The sequence below is a fragment of the Primorskyibacter flagellatus genome (assembly GCF_014638275.1).
Taxonomy (GTDB): Bacteria; Pseudomonadota; Alphaproteobacteria; order Rhodobacterales; family Rhodobacteraceae; genus Pseudooceanicola; species Pseudooceanicola flagellatus_A.
On sequence record NZ_BMFJ01000001.1, the window covers coordinates 1,891,156 to 1,910,196 of the forward strand.

Annotated in this window: 21 protein-coding genes; 17 read left to right on the forward strand and 4 right to left on the reverse strand. The window is 66.6% G+C overall.

The annotated features are described in order from the left end of the window. Positions 1–57 precede the first annotated feature (57 nt). The 17 genes from IEV87_RS09375 to IEV87_RS09455 all read left to right on the forward strand — a co-directional run bounded on the left by IEV87_RS09375 (position 58) and on the right by IEV87_RS09455 (position 16,046). Positions 58–738 carry an orotate phosphoribosyltransferase gene (locus tag IEV87_RS09375; protein ID WP_188477384.1) on the forward strand — a complete coding sequence of 227 codons (681 nt, stop codon included), beginning with the start codon at positions 58–60 and terminating at the stop codon, positions 736–738. A 429-nt stretch (positions 739–1,167) separates the two neighbouring features. Further along, positions 1,168–2,664: a replicative DNA helicase gene (locus tag IEV87_RS09380; protein WP_188477386.1), complete on the forward strand. Its 1,497-nt coding sequence runs from the start codon at positions 1,168–1,170 to the stop codon at positions 2,662–2,664. Continuing rightward, a complete protein-coding gene (locus IEV87_RS09385; RefSeq protein ID WP_188477388.1) occupies positions 2,661–3,080 on the forward strand; it encodes a GNAT family N-acetyltransferase in 420 nt (139 codons plus the stop codon). The genes IEV87_RS09380 and IEV87_RS09385 overlap by 4 nt, the downstream gene beginning before the upstream one ends. A 161-nt stretch (positions 3,081–3,241) precedes the next feature. Then, complete coding sequence (locus tag IEV87_RS09390; RefSeq protein ID WP_229737507.1) at positions 3,242–4,102, forward strand: DUF1194 domain-containing protein; 861 nt, start codon at positions 3,242–3,244, stop codon at positions 4,100–4,102. A 401-nt stretch (positions 4,103–4,503) separates the two neighbouring features. After that, on the forward strand, positions 4,504–5,547 hold the full coding sequence (gene alr, locus IEV87_RS09395; RefSeq protein WP_188477390.1) for an alanine racemase: 1,044 nt from the start codon (positions 4,504–4,506) through the stop codon (positions 5,545–5,547). Between the two features lie 4 nt (positions 5,548–5,551). Beyond that, positions 5,552–6,328, forward strand: coding sequence for an MlaE family ABC transporter permease (locus IEV87_RS09400; RefSeq protein ID WP_188477392.1), 777 nt, complete (start codon positions 5,552–5,554; stop codon positions 6,326–6,328). Further along, positions 6,325–7,071 (forward strand): ABC transporter ATP-binding protein, encoded by a 747-nt coding sequence (locus IEV87_RS09405; protein WP_188477394.1) that lies wholly within the window; start codon positions 6,325–6,327, stop codon positions 7,069–7,071. Before IEV87_RS09400 ends, IEV87_RS09405 begins: the two co-directional genes overlap by 4 nt. 291 nt (positions 7,072–7,362) lie before the next feature. Further along, a complete protein-coding gene (locus IEV87_RS09410) occupies positions 7,363–7,812 on the forward strand; it encodes a paraquat-inducible protein A (protein ID WP_188477396.1) in 450 nt (149 codons plus the stop codon). Positions 7,813–7,826: 14 nt separating this feature from the next. Further along, on the forward strand, positions 7,827–9,191 hold the full coding sequence (radA, locus tag IEV87_RS09415; RefSeq protein ID WP_188477398.1) for a DNA repair protein RadA: 1,365 nt from the start codon (positions 7,827–7,829) through the stop codon (positions 9,189–9,191). Positions 9,192–9,211: 20 nt separating this feature from the next. Continuing rightward, positions 9,212–9,766, forward strand: a complete 555-nt coding sequence (locus IEV87_RS09420) for a CvpA family protein (RefSeq protein ID WP_188477400.1) — start codon at positions 9,212–9,214, stop codon at positions 9,764–9,766. Between the two features lie 93 nt (positions 9,767–9,859). After that, on the forward strand, positions 9,860–11,389 hold the full coding sequence (purF, locus tag IEV87_RS09425; protein WP_188477402.1) for an amidophosphoribosyltransferase: 1,530 nt from the start codon (positions 9,860–9,862) through the stop codon (positions 11,387–11,389). Positions 11,390–11,579: 190 nt separating this feature from the next. Next, positions 11,580–11,834 carry a pilus assembly protein PilZ gene (locus IEV87_RS09430; RefSeq protein ID WP_188477404.1) on the forward strand — a complete coding sequence of 85 codons (255 nt, stop codon included), beginning with the start codon at positions 11,580–11,582 and terminating at the stop codon, positions 11,832–11,834. A gap of 58 nt (positions 11,835–11,892) precedes the next feature. Further along, on the forward strand, positions 11,893–12,534 hold the full coding sequence (locus IEV87_RS09435; RefSeq protein ID WP_188477406.1) for an SDR family NAD(P)-dependent oxidoreductase: 642 nt from the start codon (positions 11,893–11,895) through the stop codon (positions 12,532–12,534). 4 nt (positions 12,535–12,538) lie between these two features. Continuing rightward, complete coding sequence (locus IEV87_RS09440; protein ID WP_188477408.1) at positions 12,539–12,910, forward strand: DUF1801 domain-containing protein; 372 nt, start codon at positions 12,539–12,541, stop codon at positions 12,908–12,910. Positions 12,911–13,303: 393 nt separating this feature from the next. Further along, on the forward strand, positions 13,304–14,086 hold the full coding sequence (surE, locus tag IEV87_RS09445) for a 5'/3'-nucleotidase SurE (RefSeq protein ID WP_188477409.1): 783 nt from the start codon (positions 13,304–13,306) through the stop codon (positions 14,084–14,086). Next, positions 14,083–14,736 (forward strand): protein-L-isoaspartate(D-aspartate) O-methyltransferase, encoded by a 654-nt coding sequence (locus IEV87_RS09450; protein WP_188477411.1) that lies wholly within the window; start codon positions 14,083–14,085, stop codon positions 14,734–14,736. Before surE ends, IEV87_RS09450 begins: the two co-directional genes overlap by 4 nt. 74 nt (positions 14,737–14,810) lie before the next feature. Next, the gene (locus IEV87_RS09455; protein WP_188478393.1) at positions 14,811–16,046 is read left to right on the forward strand and encodes a peptidoglycan DD-metalloendopeptidase family protein; all 1,236 of its coding nucleotides are present in this window, start codon (positions 14,811–14,813) and stop codon (positions 16,044–16,046) included. 311 nt (positions 16,047–16,357) lie between these two features. Here IEV87_RS09455 and IEV87_RS09460 read toward each other — a convergent pair whose 3' ends face one another. Genes IEV87_RS09460 through IEV87_RS09475 form a run of 4 tightly spaced genes read right to left on the reverse strand, consistent with a single transcriptional unit; the run spans position 16,358 to position 19,004 of the window. Next, positions 16,358–17,200 (reverse strand): ATP-binding protein, encoded by an 843-nt coding sequence (locus IEV87_RS09460; protein WP_188477413.1) that lies wholly within the window; start codon positions 17,198–17,200, stop codon positions 16,358–16,360. 4 nt (positions 17,201–17,204) lie between these two features. Further along, a complete protein-coding gene (gene tatC / locus IEV87_RS09465; RefSeq protein ID WP_188477415.1) occupies positions 17,205–18,104 on the reverse strand; it encodes a twin-arginine translocase subunit TatC in 900 nt (299 codons plus the stop codon). Beyond that, positions 18,101–18,775, reverse strand: coding sequence for a Sec-independent protein translocase protein TatB (gene tatB, locus IEV87_RS09470; protein WP_229737510.1), 675 nt, complete (start codon positions 18,773–18,775; stop codon positions 18,101–18,103). The genes tatC and tatB overlap by 4 nt, the downstream gene beginning before the upstream one ends. Before the next feature lie 16 nt (positions 18,776–18,791). Further along, on the reverse strand, positions 18,792–19,004 hold the full coding sequence (locus tag IEV87_RS09475) for a twin-arginine translocase TatA/TatE family subunit (protein ID WP_188477417.1): 213 nt from the start codon (positions 19,002–19,004) through the stop codon (positions 18,792–18,794). Positions 19,005–19,041: the final 37 nt, after the last annotated feature.

Sequence of the window (19,041 nt, forward strand, 5' to 3'; positions counted from 1 at the left end):
GCCCGAAATATCCCCGCCGGAGGCATCGACACCGGCCAACCTGCGAAAGGCCAGATCATGATCCCCTCCAGCTATCCGCCCGCCGACGAAATTGCCCGCCTGAGCGCGGCGATGCTGCTGGACATCGGGGCCGTTCACTTCAACTCCCGCGAGCCCTACATCTACGCCTCCGGTCTGCCGGGGCCGACCTATATCGACTGCCGCAAGCTGATCTCCTATCCGCGCATCCGCTCCACCCTGATGGATTTCCTCACCGCGACGGTCATGCGCAACGCGGGGCTGGAGGCCTTCGACAACATCGCGGGTGGCGAAACGGCAGGCATTCCCTTTGCCGCGCTGGTGGCCGAACGCATGGCCCTGCCAATGACCTATGTGCGCAAGAAGCCCAAGGGCTACGGGCGCAACGCGCGGATCGAGGGGCAGATGACCGAGGGCCAGCGCGTGCTGCTGGTCGAGGATCTGACGACCGACGGGGGCTCCAAGATCTCTTTCGTCGATGCGATCCGCGAGACAGGGGCAAGCTGCGCGCATACGGCGGTCATCTTCTACTATGGCATCTTCCCGGAAACCGAGAAGACGCTCGGCGACCATGGTGTCAGCCTTCACCACCTCTGTACCTGGTGGGACGTTCTGGAGGAAGCGCGACGGCGGCAGGCCTTCGACGCGGAAACGCTTGGGGAGGTCGAATCCTTCCTGCGTGCGCCCCGTGCCTGGCAGGAGGCGCGCAAGGACGCCTGACGATTCGCCCGAAGGTTGGTGCCGCCCGAACGGCCGCTCCGGAAGCGCGCGGGAATTGTTTAACGGCACCTATCCGAATGGAGAGTTTGAGGGATTTTCGGCAGCAGACCGCTTTGCCTCGCGCCGCCAGTCCAATTGGCGCGGAAAGCGGCATCCCGCCGCCAGATCGGGGAAAACGCAGGACATACGCCACCAGATGTGGTAGGGTGGAGGTATACCAGCCTTATCCACAGGTTATACAATTTGCGTCGGAACACACCCGCCGGTATCTCAACTTCTTACCAGGCGGTTAACGGTTCGGCGGACAGACTTGGGGCTGATCGGACAGGGGCCGCCCGGAATGGGGACAGGCAAGGGAACGGGAGTCCGGGTGCGTCGTGAGACGCGCCCCTCTCTCCCGACCAGACAATTCGGGGGCACGCGCAGTCAATGAACGATCTGACCTATTTCAACGCCAGCGGAAAGCCGGCGCCGGATGTGGCACAGGCGGACACCATGCCGCATTCGATCGAGGCGGAGCAGCAGCTTCTGGGTGCGCTGCTGACCAACAACGATGTCTATGACCGCATCGCCAGCCTGATCGGGGCCGAACATTTCTACGAACCCGTGCATGGCCGGATCTTCGAGGTGGCCGCGGCGCGCATCTCGAAAAACGCACTGGCGACGCCGGTGACGCTGAAGGCGTTTCTGGAAGATGACGAGGGGCTGAAGGAACTGGGCGGGCCGGGCTATCTGGCGCGGCTCGCCGGGGCCGCCATCGCCGCCTACGCGGTGCGCGACTATGCCCAGATGATTCACGACCTGGCGATCCGGCGCGAACTGATCCTTCTGGGCCAGGACATCGCCGCCGAAGCGGCGCGGATGGATGTGAAGAACGAACCGAAGGAACAGATCGTCCAGGCGGAGCAAAAGCTATACAAGCTTTCTGAAACCGGGACGTCGGAATCCGGCTTCCAGTCCTTCCTGTCGGCGGTGACAGAGGCGGTGAATGTCGCCAATGCCGCCTACCAACGCGAGGGCGGGCTGGCCGGTGTGTCCACCGGGCTGATCGACATGGACAAGAAACTGGGCGGCCTGCACAAGTCCGACCTTCTGATCCTTGCCGGGCGGCCTTCCATGGGCAAGACCTCACTTGCGACCAACATCGCCTTCAACGTCGCCAAGGCGTACCGGCGCGGGCGGATGCCCGACGGGACCGAGGGCGCGATCGAAGGCGGCGTGGTCGGGTTCTTCTCTCTCGAAATGAGCGCGGAGCAGCTGGCGGCGCGGGTTCTGGCCGAAGCGTCCGAGATTTCGTCCCACAAGATCCGCCAGGGCGACATGACGGAGACGGAGTTCCGCCGCTTTGTCGAGGCCGCGAAGACGCTGGAGGCCTGCCCGCTGTTCATCGACGACACGCCCTCGATCCCGATTGCGCAACTCGCGGCGCGGGCTCGGCGGCTGAAGCGGGTGCACGGGCTCGACCTGCTGATCGTCGACTACCTGCAGCTAGTGCGCGGCACGGCGGAGAACCGGGTGAACGAGATCGCGGAGATCTCCATGGGGCTCAAGGCCATCGCCAAGGAACTGAACATTCCGGTCATCGCCCTGTCGCAGCTGTCGCGTCAGGTGGAAAGCCGCGACGACAAGCGGCCGCAGCTGTCGGACCTGCGGGAATCGGGTTCCATCGAGCAGGACGCGGACTGCGTCATGTTCGTGTTCCGCGAAGAATATTACGTGGAACGGGAAAAGCCCTCGGACGACCGGCTGGACGAGATGGCCACCTGGCAGGACCGCATGGCGGCGCTGCACGGCAAGGCCGAAGTCATCATCGGCAAGCAGCGTCACGGCCCGATCGGCACGGTCGAACTGAGCTTCGAGAGCGAATTTACCCGCTTCGGCAACCTCGTGAAGCCCTGGCAGCAGGGCGGCGGCGAGGGGTATTGAACGCGCGGATCGAACGGATCCGGCCCGAAACGCGTCGTCTGCTGGATCATGTCGCGGCGGAGGTGTTCGACGGGCCGATCCTTCCAGCACGCCTGGATGCGTTGCTCGCGACGGGCACACATGTCCTTCTGGCGGCGATGGAGGGGCCGGTCTGCGTGGGTCAGTGCCTCGGTATGGTGACTCACAATCCGGACGCGGCGCCAGGCCTGTATATCGACAACCTCGGCGTGGCACCGTCGCACCGGCGGCAGGGGATCGGGCGGGCCCTGATCGAAGCGATGCTGGAGCAGGCGCGATCCGAGGGGTGTGACTGGGTCTGGCTCGCCGCCGATCCGGACAGCGACACCGCACTGCCGTTCTACCGGGCACTCGGGTTCACGTTCCAGAGCACTGAGTTCTGCGAGGTTGCTATTTAAGTGGGTGGTGGGCTGAAATCCCACCCTATGTAGATGGCTGCCCCGCCGTGCGGCGGGTTTCAAACCCACCACCGATGCGCCCGCCCTGCCTGCCCGTTCCCGCGCCACATGCCGTTCACAGTCGCGTGCGGTGGCAATCGCGACTCGACAGGTCGCCTGACATGGCGCGACACTGGCACATGCTCCGCATCGCCAGCCTCCTCGGCCTTCTGGCCCTCGCGTCGCCCGCCCTCGCGGAGATGGAGCCCTACGATCCGAATTCCGTCGAGGTGGATGTCGAGCTGCTGCTGCTCGTCGACGTCTCTCGTTCGATGACGCCGAACGAACTGGAGATCCAGCGCCGCGGCTATGCCGAAGCGCTGGTGTCGTCCGAGGTTCTCAAGGCCATCAATTCCGGGATGCTGGGCCATGTTGCGGTGGCTTATGTGGAATGGGCGGGGGTCTATTCGCAGCGCGTGGTGCAGGACTGGGCGATCATCCGGACGCAGGAGGACGCGGATGCTTTTGCCGCCGCGATCTCGGCCCATCTGTCGCCGGGGATGCGGCGGACCTCCATCTCTTCGGCGCTGCGGTCGGGGGCGGCGTATTTCCGTGACAACGGGTTCACGGGGCTGCGTCGGGTCATCGATATCTCGGGCGACGGGCCGAACAACGACGGCGGGCCGGTGCTGGCCGCGCGGGATGACGTGATCGCCGAGGGGATCACGATCAACGGCCTGCCGCTGATGACCCGCGAAGGCATGGGCGGAATGTGGACCATCGAGGCGCTGGACCAGTATTACACCGACTGCGTGGTCGGGGGGCCGGGACATTTCGTGGTGCCTGTGCTCGACTGGTCGGAGTTCGCGGCGGCGGTTCGGAAAAAGCTGGTGCTGGAGATCGCCGGACCGGTGCCGGAACCCGAGCCGGGCCCGATGATCGATCTGGTGCCCGAGGCTCGGGTCGTGCCGGCGCAGGGGACTTCGGACTGTCTGGTCGGTGAGAAGATCTGGGAGCGGTACCGGGACAATTGGGAACCGTAGACCTCATCACAAGAGCGAGCAATGCGAGCGCCGTCCCCCGGGGGGCGCCTCGACCTCAGAACGGACGATCATTGGTGTCGTGGTAGCGGCGACCTCAGCGGTCTGTGCAGATTCCGACGAAGCGCCGCCCGTCGCACCTGAGGTGCGCCGAACTTTCGAACGGAGCCTCGACTCCGGCATGATGCGTGCGGGACCCGCCTGCCTCTCGCGCATCGTCCTCAAAGGTCCGTCTCTCCGCCAATAACCCCCGCGGATGGTTCTGGGATGGCTTTGGGTAGCCAGATGCGCCGTGCATGGGCGGCAGGTATCAGGCCGGTGCCGATGATCAGCGAACCTCCCCTCCCTAGCCTACCGTCCCAATTCCGCTTGCACGCCCCCTGCCCTCCGGTCAAAAGACACCCATGAGTACCGCACGTATGACCGTTGACCTCGATGCGCTTGTTTCCAACTGGCGCTCGCTCGATTCCGCTTCCTCCGACACGACCGAAACCGGCGCCGTCGTGAAGGCCAACGGCTACGGGCTGGGTGTGCAGCCGGTGGTGCGGGCGCTTGCGAAGGCGGGAGTGAAACGCTTCTTCGTCGCCGCGGCGGAAGAAGGCGCGGCAGTGCGCGAGACGCTCGGGCCGAATGTGGAAATCAACGTCTTCTCCGGCCACATGCGGGGCGACACGGACATGATCGGGGATCTGAACCTGATCCCGATGATCAATTCCACCGATCAGCTTCTGCGGCATGTGGAGGCGCTGCCGGGCCACGGGTTCGGCATCCAGCTGGACACCGGCATGAACCGGCTTGGGCTTGAGCCGGAGGAATGGCTGTCGATCCGCGATTTCGCGCTGGACCTCGACCCGACGCTGATCATGTCGCACCTGGCCTGCGCCGACGAACCCGACCATCCGATGAACCTGCACCAGCTGGCCCTGTTCACCGACCTGACCGAAGGGGTCGGCGTGCCGCGTTCGCTGGCGGCTACGGGGGGCATCCTTCTGGGGCCGGAATTCCATTTCGATGTGACCCGCCCCGGCGTCGGCCTCTACGGCGGGCTGCCCTTCGCCGAAGCCTCGCCGGTCGTGCGGCTGGACCTGCCGGTGATCCAGGTGCGCGAGATCGCTGCGGGCGAAACGGTCGGATACGGCAACACCTGGACGGCGGACGAGCCTGCGGTGATCGCCACTGTCGCTGCTGGTTACGCTGACGGGATCCACCGGATCATGGGGCCAAAGACCGTGCTGTTTTCCGGCGACACCCCCTGCCCGGTGCGCGGCCGCATCTCCATGGACATGATCGGGGTCGAGATCACGCATCTGGACGAGGTGCCGCAGGGTCTGACGATCCTTGGCCCGCAGCAGGGTGTGGACGTGCTGGCCGATAATGCCGGGACCATCGGGTACGAGATCCTGACCTCTCTCGGCGGGCGGACGGCGCGCCGGTACAAGGGGGGCTGAGCCCTTGCTGCGTGTCCTGGGCGGCATCGGGGCGCAGGTGCTTGCCATTCTGGCCGCCGTCGGACGGGTGGCCATCTATGCCGGAGACACACTGCGGCATCTGGTGACGCCGCCGTTCTATGGCCGGGAGTTCCTGAACGCGCTGTTGCAGATCGGCTGGCTTTCCCTGCCGGTCGTCGGGCTGACGGCGGTGTTTACCGGGGGCGCGCTGGCCTTGCAGATCTACGCGGGCGGATCGCGCTTCGACGCGGCGGCGGTCGTGCCGCAGATCGTCGCCATCGGCATGGTGCGCGAACTCGGCCCCGTGCTGGTCGGGCTGATGATCGCCGCGCGGGTGACATCCTCCATCGCCGCCGAAATCGCGACGATGAAGGTGACGGAGCAGATCGACGCGCTGGTGACGCTCTCCACCCATCCGATGAAGTACCTCACGGTGCCGCGGGTGTTGGCGGGGCTGGTGACGGTGCCGCTGCTGGTCGGGGTCGGCGACGTGATCGGCATCTTCGGCGGCTATCAGGTGGCGGTCCGGTCGCTTGGCTTCAACGCGGCGACCTACCTCCAGAACACGGTGGATTTCCTTGAACCGCTGGACGTGATCTCTTCGCTGGTGAAGGGCGCGGCCTTTGGCGTAATCGCGACGCTCATGGGCTGCTATTCCGGCATGAACTCGGGACGCGGGGCGCAGGGGGTCGGGGCGGCGACGAAATCCTCGGTCGAGGCGGCGTCGGTGCTGATCCTCGCCGCCAACTTCCTGCTGACGGGGGTGTTCTTCTCGGCATGATCCGCTTCGACGATGTCCACAAGGCCTTCGGGTCCAACCACGTTCTGCGGGGCGTGACGCTGGACGTGCCGAAGGGCGAGTCGATGGTCATCATCGGCGGGTCGGGTACGGGCAAGTCGGTGGCGCTGAAATGCGTGCTGGGGCTTGTGGTGCCGGATTCCGGCGTGATCCTGGTGGACGGGAAACCGGCGGGCGCGGGCGACCGGGAGGCGTTCCTCGCGCGGTTCGGCATGCTGTTCCAGGGGGGCGCGCTGTTTGACTCCCTGCCCGTCTGGCAGAACGTGGCCTTCCGGCTGATGCGCGGGGCGCTGAAGCGTCCGGCGGCAGAAGCGAAGGAGATCGCCATCGAGAAACTCCGCCGCGTCGGGCTGAGCCCCGATGTCGCCGACCGGCTTCCGGCGGAGTTGTCCGGGGGCATGCAGAAACGCGTCGGGCTGGCCCGGGCGATTGCGGCGGAGCCCGAGATCATCTTCTTCGACGAACCGACGACGGGGCTCGACCCCATCATGGCGGGGGTCATCAACGATCTGATCCGCGAGATCGTGGTCGAGATGGGGGCGACGGCGATGACCATCACCCATGACATGAGCTCCGTCCGGGCGATTGCCGACCGGGTGGCGATGCTGCACGGCGGGGTGATCCGCTGGACCGGGCCGGTGGCGGAGATGGACGGGTCGGGCGATCCCTATGTGGATCAGTTCATCCATGGGCGGGCCGAGGGGCCGATTGCGGCGGTGCGGTAGGGACGCTGGTGGTGGGAGGTCCTCCGGTCGAGCCGGAGGATGACCGGCACGCCCGTCGACCGCGCGCGCGTCATCCTCGGGCTTGACCCGAGGATCTCCCGGTCGTCGCGCCGCGCCCCCTCACCCTGACCCTCTCCCCCGGGGGGAGAGGGAAACGGTGCCGGGACCGGGCGGGGTCCGCGTCATCGTGGCCCCCTCCCCGGCCTCCCCCTTCAGGGGAGGGAATCGCGGCAGTGCTGGCGGAGTGGGTCTGCACTCCCCATCTGTCGATGAACCAGACCGGACACAGACATGCGCCTGCCCCTGATCCTCAACCTCTCGCTGCTGATCCTCTTTCCGGTTGCGTGGGCCGCGCCGCTGGTGCGGGCGGGGCTGCTGCCGCTGTTCGGGCTGAAGGAGATCTCCGTCCTCTCCGGCTTCGCCTCCCTCTGGGACAGCGACAAGGCGCTGGCCCTGATCGTCGCGCTTTTCGCGCTGGTCGCTCCGATGGCGAAGACCCTCGCGCTAGCCCTCGTTCAACTGGGACGCGCGCCGACGGGATGGCTCGCCCTGCTCGGCTGGCTTGGCCGGCTGGCGATGGCGGACGTGTTCCTCATCGCGCTCTACGTGACACTGGCCAAGGGGATGGGCGTCGGACGGGTGGAAACGGCCTGGGGCCTGTACCTGTTCACCGGCTGCGTCCTCGCCTCGCTCGGCCTGTCGCTGTGGGAGAAGCGGCGATTGACCGGCGGGGCGGGCTGAGGCACAGATGTAGTATGGCCAAACCCCAGATCTCCTATACCTGCCAGTCCTGTGGTGCCCATTTCACCAAATGGTCCGGTCAGTGCGACTCCTGCGGGGAGTGGAACACGATTGTGGAGGAGGCCCCGCTGTCCCCCGGTCCCGGCAAGGCGCTGAAGGGCGCAAGGGGGCGCAAGCTGGCGCTGACCGACCTGTCGACGAAGGAAGCGCCGCCGCCGCGCAGCGCCTCGGGGATGGAGGAACTGGACCGGGTGCTCGGCGGCGGGCTGGTCCCGGCCTCGGCCATTCTGGTTGGCGGCGATCCCGGGATCGGAAAGTCGACGCTGCTGTTGCAGGCGGCGGCGCGGTTTGCCTCCAACGGGCTGAAAACCTTCTATATATCTGGCGAGGAAGCCTCCGCCCAGGTACGGCTTCGCGCGGCGCGCCTTGGCCTGACGGATGCGCCGGTCCAGCTGGCGACGGAGACCTCGCTTCGCGACATCATGACGACGCTGGACGAGGAGCGGCCCGATCTGGTGGTGATCGATTCGATCCAGACCATGTGGTCGGACAATGTGGAGGCCGCGCCCGGCTCCGTCTCTCAGGTGCGCGCGACGGCGCAGGAGCTGACGACCTTCGCCAAGCGGCGCGGCGCGGCGGTGATCCTGGTGGGGCACGTTACCAAGGAAGGTCAGATCGCCGGCCCGCGCGTGGTCGAGCACATGGTCGACACGGTGCTTTATTTCGAGGGCGAGCGGGGCCACCAGTTCCGCATCCTGCGTTCGGTCAAGAACCGCTTTGGTCCGGCGGATGAAATCGGGGTGTTCGAGATGACCGGCGGCGGGCTGGCCGAGGTCACGAACCCTTCGGCGCTCTTCCTGTCCGAACGCGGCAAGCCCGCGCCGGGATCGGTGGTCTTCGCGGGAATCGAGGGCACGCGGCCGGTGCTGGTCGAATTTCAGGCGCTGGTCGCCCCGACCCCGCACAGCCAGCCGCGCCGGACAGTCGTGGGCTGGGACGGCGGACGGCTGGCGATGATCCTCGCGGTGCTGGAATCGCGCTGCGGCATCCCCTTCACCGGGCTGGACGTCTATCTGAACGTGGCCGGGGGTCTGAAGGTCGGGGAACCGGCGGCGGACCTTGCCGTTGCGGCCGCGATCCTGTCTGCGCGGGAAGACGTGGCGCTTCCCGCCGACTGCGTGGTTTTTGGAGAGATTTCGCTCTCCGGTGCCCTGCGCCCCGTCGGTCAGACGGAAAACAGGTTGAAAGAAGCCGCAAAACTTGGTTTCTCCTCCGCCATAGCTCCGGCGGGCGGCAAGATCTCCGGTCGAGAGGGGATGAGCCTGCGCGAAATGGCCGACTTGACGGCCGTGGTGGGCGAGGTATTCGGCGCGGGATAGCGCTTCGGAAGGACGGGCAGATGGAAGGTTTCACGGTCATCGACGCGGTTGTCGCGGTTGTCGTCGTGCTGTCGGCACTGCTGGCCTATTCGCGCGGCCTCGTGCGCGAGGCGCTGGCCATCGGCGGCTGGATCGCCGCCGGCATCCTCGCCTTCCTCTTCGCGCCGCAGGTGCAGCCGCTCGTGAAGGAGGTGCCGTTCATCGGCCCGTTCATCTCGGACAACTGCGAACTGGCGATGATTACCGCCTTCGCCGCTGTCTTTGCCGTGGTGCTGCTGGTGGCGTCGCTGTTCACGCCGCTGTTCTCCTCGGTCATCCAGCGCTCGGCCATCGGGGGGCTCGACCAGGCGCTCGGCTTCCTGTTCGGGGTCGCACGGGGGCTCTTGCTCGTTGCGATCGCCTTCTTCGTCTACAACACGATCTTCGCGGCACAGCAGACGGCGGTTGTCGACAACTCCCGCTCCGCGCAGGTGTTCGGTCAGCTGACCGGCAAGATCGAACAGGAAAATCCGGAACAGGCGCTTGGCTGGGTCACCCAGCAATACGAGCAGCTGATCGGCACCTGTTCGCAATAATCGGGCAGTCCGATCACGTTTGCTCCGCCCGGCTCAGGGCTTTGTGATCCTTTCGTGACACCGCCCGGTTAACGCCTTATGAGGGTCCGCAGGATGCCTACGGATTCGGAGCACGCCTTGTCCTGCCAGACCCCCTCCTCCCGCCCCGCCGCTGCCGCGGTGCAAAAGGATTTGCCCCAGCTTCCCTGGGATGACGACAAGCTGAAAGAGGAATGCGGGATATTCGGCGTCTTCGGCGTCACGGATGCCGCCAGCTTTGTCGCGCTTGGCCTGCACGCGCTGCAGCACCGCGGGCAGGAGGCCGGCGGGATCGTCTGCCATGACCCCGAACACGGGTTCAACTCCACCCGCCGCTTCGGACTGGTGCGCGACAACTTCACCTCGCAGTCGGTGATCGACGGGCTGCCTGGGCCTATCTCCATCGGGCATGTGCGTTATTCCACCGCAGGATCGAAGGGCGCGACGCAGATCCGCGACGTGCAGCCCTTCTTCGGCGAATTCGCCATGGGCGGGGCGGCGATTGCGCACAACGGCAATATCACCAATGCCGATGCGCTGCGCCGCGAACTGATCGAACGCGGGTCGATCTTCCAGTCCAACTCCGACAGCGAATGCATCATCCACCTGATGGCGCGGTCCCTGCAGAAGGGAATCCCGGAACGGATGGAGGACGCGCTGCGCCGGGTCGAGGGCGCATTTTCCGTCGTTGCGATGACCGACACGCAGCTGATCGGCGTACGCGATCCGCTCGGCGTGCGCCCGCTTGTGCTGGGCAAGGTGGCCGATGGCTGGGCGCTGAGTTCGGAGACCTGCGCGCTCGATATCATCGGCGCGGAATTCGTGCGCGAGATCGAGCCGGGCGAGATGGTCGTCATCACCGAAAAGGGGCTGGAGTCGCGCTTCCCCTTCCGCCGCAAGTCGCCGCGCTTCTGCATCTTCGAACATGTCTATTTCTCCCGTCCCGACTCGCTGATCGGTGGCCGCTCGGTCTACGAAACCCGCCGCCAGATCGGTGTGGAACTGGCCCGCGAAGCGCCGATGGACGCCGACCTCGTCTGCCCGGTGCCCGACAGCGGGACCCCGGCGGCGATCGGCTATTCGCAGGAATCGGGCATTCCCTATGCCATGGGGATCATCCGCAACCAGTACATGGGCCGGACCTTCATCGAACCGACCGAACAGATCCGCAACATGGGCGTGCGGCTGAAGCTGAACGTCAACCGGGCCCTGATCCAGGGCAAGCGGGTGATCCTGGTGGACGACTCCGTGGTGCGGGGCACGACCTCTCGCAAGATCAAGGAGATGATCCTCGACGCCGGCGCGGCCGAGGTGCATTTCCGCATCGCCTCCCCGCCGACGGCCTGGCCCTGTTTCTACGGGGTGGATACGCCGAACCGGGAAAAGCTGCTGGCCGCGACCATGTCCGAGGACGAGATGCGCGACCATCTGGGCGTCGACAGTCTCAAGTTCATCTCGCTGGACGGGCTCTACCGCGCGGTCGGCGCGGTGGAGGGACGCAACGACAAGTGCCCGCAGTATTGCGACGCGTGCTTCTCGGGCGAATATCCGGTGGCGCCCTCGGACATGATCGAAAAGGGTTTCGAACTGAAAGCGGCGGAATAGCGTCCGCAAGAGCCCCGCGCTTCACAGCTTCGGGATCGGCTCGCAGTTGCCATCGTGTTCGGCCGTCCTGAGCACGACCCGGCCGATGCCGTTGCGTCAGCCGGCGCCCTGCTTTCCATTGGCTGCGTCGTGCCTCATTGCCCCTCTTCCGCGCCCCTCGGGGCGTCAGGCAGAAGGACATGGGGCCGGAATGGCAGGAACACCGGGAAAGGTCGCCGAACTGGCGACAGAAGAAAACGCGCTCGACCTCGGCGGGGTCGCGTTGCTTGGCACGATGGTGGACGGGGCGCGGCGGAGCGCTTTGCTGAGGCTCGCCGGCGGGTCGGTGCAGAAGGTCGCGCCGGGGGACCGGATCGGGCTGGTGAAGGTGCAGGCGATCGGCGAAGGCGTGGTCGTCATCAGCGGGTTCGGCGGGACGGAAACGCTGCGGATGCCCGAGGGCTGAGGCCCGCGCGCACGGCTCCATCTTGACGGGTTGCGGCAAAGGCGGCACACCCGCCGCCATGACTGACCAGATTGCCATCATCACCGGCGCGTCGCGGGGCCTCGGGGCCGCGCTCGCCAGGGCGCTCGCGCCGACTCACCACATCGTTGCCGTCGCCCGCACGGTCGGCGCGCTCGAGGAACTGGACGACGCGATCCGCGCGGCCGGAGGGGCGGCGACGCTGGCCCCGATGGACGTCACCAAGGCGGATGCCATGGCGCAGCTGTGCCGGTCGGTGCATGACAGATGGGGCGGCGCCGCGCTCTGGCTGCACACGGCGGTTCATGCCGCACCGCTGTCGCCGGTGGCGCATATCGACAGCCGGGACTGGGCAAAGTCAGTCGAGGTCAACGTCACCGCCATGGGTCACCTGATCCCCTATTTCGCCGCGCTTCTGGGCAACGACGGTCAGGCGGTGTTCTTCGACGACCCGGCCGCGCAGTCCAAGTTCCACGGCGCCTACGGGGCCACAAAGACCGCGCAGATCACCTTGGCACGCACCTTTGCCACCGAGAACACCAAGACCGGGCCGAAGGTGCATGTGCTGACGCCCGCACCGATGCCGACGGCCACCCGCGCGCGGTTCCACCCTGGAGAGGACCGCTCCGCCCTTGCCCACCCCGACGCCGAGGCCGCACGGCTTCTGGCTCTCATCATGTGACATCATGGCAGACGACCCCGCAGGCTACATCGCCGAACAGTCCGAAACACAGGCCAGGGCGCTGAAGGCGCTGCGGAAGTTCCTTGCCGCACGGATCGCCCATGCCGGGATCGCGGTGGAGGAGGTGATGTCCTACGGCATGCCGGGATACCGCATCCTTTCGGGGCGCGGACAGGGGAAGATGCTGCTTGGCTATGCCGGGTGGAAGGGGCATCTGGCGATCTATCCGCATTCGGGATCGGTTCTGGGCAAGATGGCCAAGGAGACGCGCGGGATGAGCCAGACCAAGAGCGCGCTGCACATCGGTGTCGGGACCCTGCCGGACGAGAAGGTCGTGGACCGGATGATCCACCTGCGGCTGGACGAACTGCACTGACCTGAGCGCTGTACGGGGCCTGCGCCATGCGGCTTCCTTTGGTCTCAGCTATCCCTGCACTCCGTCATCCTCGGACTTGATCCGAGGGTCTCCCCGGCAAGAAATCCTCTGATCAAGTCCGAAGATGACGGCGTGCGGGATTGGGGGTCGTTCTGCCCAGTTCTCATGGATACCGCAGTGTGCCGGGCTGGAAGCCCGGCCTGCGCGTCCGGCAACCGTGGCCCGTAGGCCGGACTTCCGGCCCGGCTCGCTCCCCGTACCAATTTCGTCGCCACTTCACCGCACGCAACCTCGCCCCTCGGTGCCTTCCGCAACGCTCTCCGCCTTTCCCCCGCCTTGCCCGTCCGGTCCCCCGGCGCTATGCAGGGAAAAACGGGCAGGACGGGGCGGATCATGCGTATTCTCATCACCAACGACGACGGCATCAACGCGCCCGGCCTGAAGGTGATGGAGGCCATCGCCGCCGACATCGCCGGCCCGGGCGGAGAGGTCTGGATCGTCGCCCCCGCCTTCGAACAGTCGGGCGTGGGGCACATGATTTCCTACACCCATCCCTTCATGATCTCCGAAATGGGCGAGCGCCGGTTTGCGGCCGAAGGATCCCCCGCCGACTGCGTCATGGCGGGGCTGCACGAGGTGCTGGCCGGGAAACAGGTCGACCTGGTGCTTTCAGGGGTGAACCGGGGCAACAACTCTGCCGAGAACGCGCTTTATTCCGGCACGCTTGGCGGCGCGATGGAAGGGGCGTTGCAGGGCATTCCGGCGTTCGCGCTGTCGCAATACCTCGGCCCCGACAACTTCCGCATTCCGGAGGCATTCGACTGCGCCGCGACCCACGGTGCATCTGTCATCCGCAAGGTGCTGGACACGGGGCTGGCGGACGACGCGCCCTACCGGCTGTTCTACAACATCAATTTTCCGCCCTGCCCCGCCGATGCGGTGAAGGGCATGAAGGTCGCGCCGCAGGGCATCCGGCCTGACACGACCTTTTCGGTGGAGCCGCATGAATCCCCCTCCGGCCGCCGCTTCCTGTGGAGCCGGGGCACCGACCAGCGGAAGCCTTCCGCGCCGGGCACGGATGCGGCGGCGAACCTCGACAACTACGTCTCCGTCACGCCGATGCGGGCGGACCTGACGGCGCATGACATGCTGGAGGCCCTCAAGGTCATCGAATGAGCGACGACGCCGACCTCGCCGAACGCAAGATGCAGTTTCTGTTCGCCCTGCGCTCGCGCGGGGTGACGGACCGGCGCACGCTGGCGGCGATGGAGGCCGTGGACCGGGGCGATTTCGTGCGCGGCCTGTTCGCTGAACGCGCGTATGAGGACATGCCGCTGCCGATTGCCTGCGGGCAGACGATCTCCCAGCCCTCCATCGTCGGGCTGATGACGCAGGCACTTGACGTGGACCCGCGCCACCGGGTGCTGGAGGTCGGGACCGGATCGGGTTACCAGGCGGCGGTGCTGGCGCATATGGCGCGGCGCGTCTACACCATCGACCGGCACCAGCGGCTGGTAAAGGACGCGCAGGCGCTGTTCGAACGCATGGGGCTGGGCAACATCACCACCTTCGTCGCCGACGGCAGCCACGGGCTGGCCGATCAGGCGCCGTTTGATCGTATCATCGTGACCGCCGCGGCAGAGGATGCGCCGGGGCCGCTCTTGGCTCAGTTGAAGATTGGCGGTATCATGGTATTGCCCGTCGGACAGTCGGATACGGTGCAGAGCCTGATCCGGGTCAGGCGGGAAGAGACGGGCTACGACTACGAGGAACTTCGCCCGGTGCGTTTCGTGCCGCTGGTGGAGGGGATCGGAAAGGACGACTGAGGCGCCGCGGGCGCCGGACGGGTAGACGAGACCCCGGTCAACGGGGTGCAGCGAGGGATCGACAGATGCAGGACATGGCAGCGAAACGCGGTGCCGGGACGGGCAGCGGCCGGGCGTCTCTGGTGCGGGGGCTTCTTGCGGGCACGGCGGTGCTGGCACTGGCGGCATGCGAAAACGGCATGGACCTAGACCTGCGCGGCGGGCTTGGCGGGTTCTCCACGACCGAGGCGGCGCGCACCGCAACGCTGGACCGGCCGCAGCCGGACGACCGCGGCGTGATCTCCTATCCGAATTACCAGGTGGCCGTCGCGCGGCGGGGCGACACTGTCAGCAGCGTCGCCAGCCGTGTCGGGGTCGCCGCACCCGACCTGGCGTCCTACAACGGACTGCGCGTAGACGACGGGCTGCGCCAGGGCGAGGTTCTGGCGCTGCCGCAGCGGGTGGCCGAACCCTCCCCCGCCACGGGCGCGTCCGGGGTCGGGCCGATCGTGGCACCGGGGGCGGTCGACATCGGCTCCATGGCCGGAGCCGCGATCGACCGCGCCGGCGACCAGCGGGTCGAGGTGACCACCCTGCCCCCCGCCGCCAACCAGCTGCGCGGGCCGGAGCCGGTGCGCCACCAGGTCGTGCGCGGAGAGACCGCCTATACCGTCGCGCGTCTCTACGGTGTGTCGGTCAAGTCGCTGGCGGACTGGAACGGTCTGGACAGCAACTACACCATCCGCGAGGGCCAGTTCCTGCTGATCCCGGTGGCCGAACAGGCGGCCGCCGTTGCCCCCGCAACCACCACCAATCCGCCGGGCGTGGGCACGCCGACCCCGGTGCCGCCCAGCTCCGGCTCTCCGCTTCCGGCAGAGAAGACGGAGCCGGTGAAACCGGCCGCCGCCGCAACCGCCAAGGCGGAGGAGAAACCGACCGTAGCGCCCGACCTCGGCAAGCAGCAGACCGCCGCCCCGAAGACCACCGCGATGGATTACCCCGTTAAGGGCCGCATCATCCGCGAGTACGCCAAGGGCCGGAACGACGGGATCGACATCGCCGCCGATCCCGGCACGGCCGTGCGCGCGGCGCAGGGCGGCACCGTGGCCGCGCTGACGTCGAATTCGGACAACGTGAAGGTGATCGTGGTGCGGCACGAGAACAAGCTGCTGACGGTCTATTCCAACGTCGACCGGATTGCCGTCAAGGAAGGCCAGTCGGTCACCCGCGGTCAGAAGCTGGCGGAGATCCGGTCGGGTGAATCGCCCTACGTGCATTTCGAAGTTCGCAAGGGGCTCGAGGCGACTGATCCCATGGGATACCTGAACTGAGGATATCCGTATGCGGACGTCATCCCCGGACTTGATCCGGAGGTTTCGGTGGCATGGCATCCTCCGGTGAGGCCGAAGGATGACTATGGTACGGGGTGACGGGAGATCCTCCGGTCAAGCCGGAGGATGACGGCTGCGTGGGATGAAGCGTAAGTGTCAGGCGGCTCCGGGTGAGAGCAGCCAGAGCGCGGTGCCACCATTCACGATCAACCCAGCCCCAACCGTACCCCGCAGGAAATGTGCCAAGCCAACGGCCGGCAGCACTGCCAAAAGCATCCCGCGAAAGGTCGATACTCCCGGCAAAGAGACTGTCAGCCGATCCGGACCCCGTGCCGCCCCGCCAGATCGGTAAAGAACTGCCAGGCGACACGGCCCGAGCGGGAGCCACGCGTGGCCTGCCACTCGATCGCCTCGGCCCGGAGCGTTTCGGGATCGACGGCCAGGCCATGGGCGGCGCAGTATCCGTCGATCATGGCGAGGTAGTCGTCCTGGTCGCAGGGGTGGAACCCGAGCCAGAGCCCGAAGCGGTCGGAGAGGGAGACCTTCTCCTCGACCGCCTCGCCGGGATTGATCGCGGTGGAGCGTTCGTTGTCGATCATGTCGCGCGGCATCAGGTGGCGGCGGTTCGACGTGGCGTAGAAAAGCACGTTGTCCGGGCGTCCGGAGATGCCGCCGTCGAGCACGGCCTTCAGGGATTTGTAGTGCTGGTCGTCGTGGCTGAAGGACAGGTCGTCACAGAACAGAAGGAAGCGGTGGTCGGTGGTGCCGAGCAGCTGGAGCAGGCGCTGAACGGTCGGCAGGTCCTCCCGCTGAAGCTCGACGATCTTGAGCGGCAGGCCGCGGGTCAGGATGTCGGCGTGGATCGCCTTGACGAGGCTCGACTTGCCCATCCCCCGCGCGCCCCAGAGCAGGGCGTTGTTGGCCGGGTACCCCTCGGCGAAGCGCAACGTGTTGGCGAGCAGGGTCTCGCGCGACCGGTCGATGCCGACCAGCAGATCCAGCGCCACGCGGGAGACCTTCGCAACGGGTTCCAGCCGCTCCGGGCCGGTGTGCCATATGAAAGCATCCGCAGCATCGAAGTCGGGCGCGGAGAGAGGAGCCGGGGCCATGCGTTCCAGGGCCTCGGCGATGCGGGTCAGGGTCTCTTCTGTCATCCTGTCAGTCTTTGGTGGTGTCTGTGGGCAGGTCGGCCGCGTCGGCCAGATCGGCGTCCGCTTCGTCCTCGTCGTCGTAGTAGCCTTCGGCGCGGAGCTTTTCCTCGCGCTTGGTTTCGACCCGGCGGACGAGGAAAATGGAGATCTCGTAAAGCCCGTAAACCACGGTGAACAGGATCACCTGCGTAATGACATCCGGCGGGGTCACGACGGCGGCCAGCACGAGGATGCCGACGACGGCATACTTGCGCACCGTACGCAGCCCGTCGGACGACACCAGCCCGGCCTTGCCCATGAGGGTCAGAAGGACCGGCAGCTGGAAGCAGAGCCCGAAGGCGACGATGAACTTGATGGTCAGCGACAGGTATTCCTGCGCGGAGCCCTGAAAGGCGATGCCGGCGATGCCGTTGTCGGCGTCACCGTCGCCCAGCACCGACCCCGGCTGCTGGAAGCCAAGGAAGAAGTCGAAGGCCATGGGCGTGACGACGTAATAAGCAAAGGACGCGCCGATGAAAAACATCACCGGGGAGGAGACCAGGAAAGGCAGGAATGCCCCCTTCTCGCTGCGGTAGAGCCCCGGCGCCACGAAACGCCACATCTGGAACGCGATGTAGGGGAAGGACAGGCAGAGCCCGCCAAGCAGCGATATCGAGATCGCGACGAAGAAGCCTTCCTGCAGCTTGATAAGGATCAGGCCGCAGTCCCCGGTCTGGCCACGCGCCGCCATGGCATCGCAGAGCGGCTGCGTCAGGAAATTGAAGATCGGGTTCCACACGGTGAAGCAGATCACCATGCCGATGATGAAGGCGACGGCGGAATGGATCAGCCGGGTGCGCAGTTCGGCCAGATGCTCGATCAGCGGGGCGGAGCTGTCGTCGATCTCGTCCTGGGGCGCGGCGGTCATGCCTTGCCCCCGGTGGATTTGGGCTGTGAGGGTTTGGGCCGGGCCGCCGGACGCGGCTTGGCCGGGACCTTGGCCTTGGCATCCGTCTTGCCATCAGTCTTGGCGGCCGGTTTCGCGGTGGTCTTGGGTGCAGCGGTTTTGGCAGCGGCCGTCTTGGACTTGGCAGCCGGTTTCTTAGCGGCGGGCGTCTTTGCTGCGGCGGTCTTGGCTTCGGCCTTCTGTGCCGGGGTCGCCGCTTCGGCCTTGACCGGTGTGGCAGGATCAGCAGGGGCCTTGGCGGCGGCCTCTTCAGCCGCTTTCGCCGCTGCTTCCGCATCCAGTCGGTTCTGGGCGCGGTCGGCGGTGGCGGCGTGGATCTTCTTGGCGGCCTCGGCGCGTTCGGCGGCCAGCTTGCCGGTGTGGCTGTCCGGGTCCCACTTGGCGAAGTCGGTCGCATCCTTGACCTTGTCCAGCCCGTATTTCGCCGGGTTGGACAGGCCACGCAGGGTTTCGGACGCTTCTTTCACGCCGGCCTGGTCGGCGGCGTCCTCCATTGCGCGGGAAAACTCCCGCGCCATGCCGCGCGCCTTGCCCATGAACCGGCCCATGTTGCGGAAAAGGACCGGCAGGTCCTTTGGGCCGACCACGATCAGGGCGACGACGCCGATGAGCAGCAGCTCGGTCCAGCCCATTCCGAACATGTTGGGGTCAGGCCTTGTCTTTTTCTTCCGGCGTCACGTCGCGCGCGCCTTCGGCATGGGCGTCGTCCAGTTCCTTCTGGCCGTCGGTGACGCCCCGTTTGAACGCGGTGATGCCCTTGCCGACCTCGCCCATGAGCGAGGAGATCTTGCCGCGTCCGAACAGGACCAGCACGACCACGGCGATCAGCAGGAGGCCAGGAAGGCCGATATTGTTGAGCATAGTCTTCTCTCCCCTGGCGCCGGGCTTGTTCGTCCCG

Excerpts from the sequence above, each read along its gene's own strand:
- IEV87_RS09375 (WP_188477384.1), top strand. The coding sequence starts at position 58 with ATGATCCCCTCCAGCTATCCGCCCGCCGACGAAATTGCCCGCCTGAGC.
- IEV87_RS09380 (WP_188477386.1), top strand. The coding sequence starts at position 1,168 with ATGAACGATCTGACCTATTTCAACGCCAGCGGAAAGCCGGCGCCGGAT.
- IEV87_RS09390 (WP_229737507.1), top strand. The coding sequence starts at position 3,242 with ATGGCGCGACACTGGCACATGCTCCGCATCGCCAGCCTCCTCGGCCTT.
- alr (WP_188477390.1), top strand. The coding sequence starts at position 4,504 with ATGAGTACCGCACGTATGACCGTTGACCTCGATGCGCTTGTTTCCAAC.
- IEV87_RS09405 (WP_188477394.1), top strand. The coding sequence starts at position 6,325 with ATGATCCGCTTCGACGATGTCCACAAGGCCTTCGGGTCCAACCACGTT.
- IEV87_RS09410 (WP_188477396.1), top strand. The coding sequence starts at position 7,363 with ATGCGCCTGCCCCTGATCCTCAACCTCTCGCTGCTGATCCTCTTTCCG.
- radA (WP_188477398.1), top strand. The coding sequence starts at position 7,827 with ATGGCCAAACCCCAGATCTCCTATACCTGCCAGTCCTGTGGTGCCCAT.
- IEV87_RS09420 (WP_188477400.1), top strand. The coding sequence starts at position 9,212 with ATGGAAGGTTTCACGGTCATCGACGCGGTTGTCGCGGTTGTCGTCGTG.
- purF (WP_188477402.1), top strand. The coding sequence starts at position 9,860 with ATGCCTACGGATTCGGAGCACGCCTTGTCCTGCCAGACCCCCTCCTCC.
- IEV87_RS09430 (WP_188477404.1), top strand. The coding sequence starts at position 11,580 with ATGGCAGGAACACCGGGAAAGGTCGCCGAACTGGCGACAGAAGAAAAC.
- IEV87_RS09435 (WP_188477406.1), top strand. The coding sequence starts at position 11,893 with ATGACTGACCAGATTGCCATCATCACCGGCGCGTCGCGGGGCCTCGGG.
- IEV87_RS09440 (WP_188477408.1), top strand. The coding sequence starts at position 12,539 with ATGGCAGACGACCCCGCAGGCTACATCGCCGAACAGTCCGAAACACAG.
- surE (WP_188477409.1), top strand. The coding sequence starts at position 13,304 with ATGCGTATTCTCATCACCAACGACGACGGCATCAACGCGCCCGGCCTG.
- IEV87_RS09450 (WP_188477411.1), top strand. The coding sequence starts at position 14,083 with ATGAGCGACGACGCCGACCTCGCCGAACGCAAGATGCAGTTTCTGTTC.
- IEV87_RS09455 (WP_188478393.1), top strand. The coding sequence starts at position 14,811 with ATGGCAGCGAAACGCGGTGCCGGGACGGGCAGCGGCCGGGCGTCTCTG.
- IEV87_RS09460 (WP_188477413.1), bottom strand. The coding sequence starts at position 17,200 with ATGACAGAAGAGACCCTGACCCGCATCGCCGAGGCCCTGGAACGCATG.
- tatC (WP_188477415.1), bottom strand. The coding sequence starts at position 18,104 with ATGACCGCCGCGCCCCAGGACGAGATCGACGACAGCTCCGCCCCGCTG.
- tatB (WP_229737510.1), bottom strand. The coding sequence starts at position 18,775 with ATGGGCTGGACCGAGCTGCTGCTCATCGGCGTCGTCGCCCTGATCGTG.
- IEV87_RS09475 (WP_188477417.1), bottom strand. The coding sequence starts at position 19,004 with ATGCTCAACAATATCGGCCTTCCTGGCCTCCTGCTGATCGCCGTGGTC.